Annotated in this window: 4 protein-coding genes; 2 read left to right on the top strand and 2 right to left on the bottom strand. The window is 45.9% G+C overall.

The features are described 5' to 3' along the window. The first annotated feature begins 54 nt into the window (after positions 1 to 54). Entirely contained in the window at positions 55 to 384 is a 330-nt protein-coding gene (locus H0248_RS21680; protein ID WP_180787449.1) for a SymE family type I addiction module toxin, read from the top strand. Continuing rightward, positions 381 to 725, top strand: coding sequence for a SymE family type I addiction module toxin (locus tag H0248_RS21675; protein WP_180787448.1), 345 nt, complete (start codon positions 381 to 383; stop codon positions 723 to 725). The genes H0248_RS21680 and H0248_RS21675 overlap by 4 nt, the downstream gene beginning before the upstream one ends. A gap of 87 nt (positions 726 to 812) precedes the next feature. On the opposite strand, the gene H0248_RS21670 is transcribed toward H0248_RS21675, so the two are convergent. Further along, on the bottom strand, positions 813 to 1346 hold the full coding sequence (locus H0248_RS21670) for a hypothetical protein (RefSeq protein ID WP_240346004.1): 534 nt from the start codon (positions 1344 to 1346) through the stop codon (positions 813 to 815). Beyond that, on the bottom strand, positions 1300 to 1825 hold a 526-nt coding region (locus H0248_RS22330), incomplete at its 5' end, for an RHS repeat-associated core domain-containing protein (protein ID WP_240346003.1). The genes H0248_RS21670 and H0248_RS22330, both read right to left, overlap by 47 nt.

Genomic DNA, 1825 nt, shown 5'->3' with positions numbered 1-1825 from the left:
AGTTCAGACCTCATTGCCGCCGCTCACCACAAGCAACTAACAGGAGTAGTTACCATGGCTGACGCGCATTCTACGCCAGATACCACCGTTTTTAAAATCTCTCAGGCCGAACGCTTTACGCGGGTTGGCTATCGCCCCATCAAGGGCAACCACGACACCCCCGCGATTAACATTGCAGGGCAGTGGCTAAAAGACGCCGGATTTACCACAGGGCAACCGCTTAAGCTGCGCATCATGCCCGGCTGCATTGTCATCACCACGCAGGATATCCATGAACTGTGGGGCAACCTGCACGCCCTGAGCATTGCGCCATTTGATGAGTATGCCGTCACAAGCTGGCTCAACCATTTTCCCGGCGGGCTGAACATGGAGGGCGCACGATGAGCATAAAATACGCATTCCAGCGCGGTGACCTGCCGGAACTGACGCTGACAGGCCACGCACTGCAACAGGCGGGATTTGCCGCCAAGACGCTGTTCCGTATTAACCTCTACCGCAACGGGCTGATACTGACTCGACTGGATGAGGATACCGATATTGCGGCGCTGATGGCTGAACTGGACGGCAACGAGACGGAAGGTGCGGACTGGGTGGGAGACAACGGGGAACTGACGCTGGCAGGCGACTGGCTGACGCAGAGCGGGTTACTCGACCAACCGTTAATGATTGACGTGCTGCCCGGTAGGATAACTATTCGGGCAGAACAGGGGAATATGCTGGCGTAATAATATCAACCGCTAAAAATAAAAGGCCGGAAGGATTGTGGAGATCGCTTCCGGCACCTAATATGATAAAATCATAATTGCAGTTTATTAATTTTTTATCAATGCAATTCCTTTTGGCTCATTCCAATTCAAGCTTTCCATTAAAAAAAAGAACGCTTCCTTTTCATTACTAACATTATGTATCTCATCAAATTGATCCCAATCAATCAATGTCAGTACAACCCAATGATCCACATTCTTTAAAAAATTATCAAAAAACAAAAAAACAGCATTATCACTCACATCTACGCTTTTATTGACACACTGTTCCAAATCGAAAAGAGAACTGCTTTTTAAAGTATAAGCACAGTAATCTCTTAAAGAAACATCTCTACCCAATAAACGCTCATAAGATAAAACATCTTTATTAGCCTCAAATAAAAGCAAGTCATTCCATTTATATACTGCTGGTTCTTGAGGGTATTGCTGACCGCCCCATTCTGTATACACTTCCTCCCAACCAAATTTATTGAAATTTATATTTTTTGGTAAAAAAAATTCGAATAAAACGTCCATAACTTTACCTATATTATTTTCATTTCGTTGGATAGTAAGGTGATGGAGCGCCTCTTTTCCATCCATCTTTGCCTTCATAAGTAAATATATGCTGATGCGGATTTGTATGATGATCAGGTCGTCCATGATCAGACCAGTGAACTTCACTTAAAGGAACTGGCTGTCCATCAGCTGCTGGCCATGTATCAGCAGGAAAAGTCGCACTTTGCCTATATTCCTCACCAGTTTTAGAACTAACTTTTCCACCCAATACTGTATGAGCTCGTCCTTCAGCATCAGGGTGAGGCAATGGGATATCCTGACCATTTACCTTATGTTTATCCAGAGGGATTACATTTCCATCTTTATCTCTGGGTATATATACCTTGTCCTCTTTCGGCGTCAGCCCCAGCGGATCAACCCAAGTGAGAGGATTATGTACATACGCCTGCGGTCTCAGACCACCCAGCAATCCTATCGGGTCCGGCGACAGGTACTGTCCGCTCTCCGCATCATAGTAACGATGCCGGTTGTAGTAAAGCCCCGTTTCTGCATCAAACAACTGA

The sequence above is a fragment of the Pectobacterium brasiliense genome, from assembly GCF_013449685.1.
Classification (GTDB): domain Bacteria; phylum Pseudomonadota; class Gammaproteobacteria; order Enterobacterales; family Enterobacteriaceae; genus Pectobacterium; species Pectobacterium brasiliense_A.
This window is presented reverse-complemented; position numbering and strand designations above follow the sequence as displayed.

Bases quoted from the DNA above. Each gene is read 5' to 3' on its own strand.
- H0248_RS21680 (WP_180787449.1), top strand. From the start codon at position 55: ATGGCTGACGCGCATTCTACGCCAGATACCACCGTTTTTAAAATCTCT.
- H0248_RS21675 (WP_180787448.1), top strand. From the start codon at position 381: ATGAGCATAAAATACGCATTCCAGCGCGGTGACCTGCCGGAACTGACG.
- H0248_RS21670 (WP_240346004.1), bottom strand. From the start codon at position 1,346: ATGGATGGAAAAGAGGCGCTCCATCACCTTACTATCCAACGAAATGAA.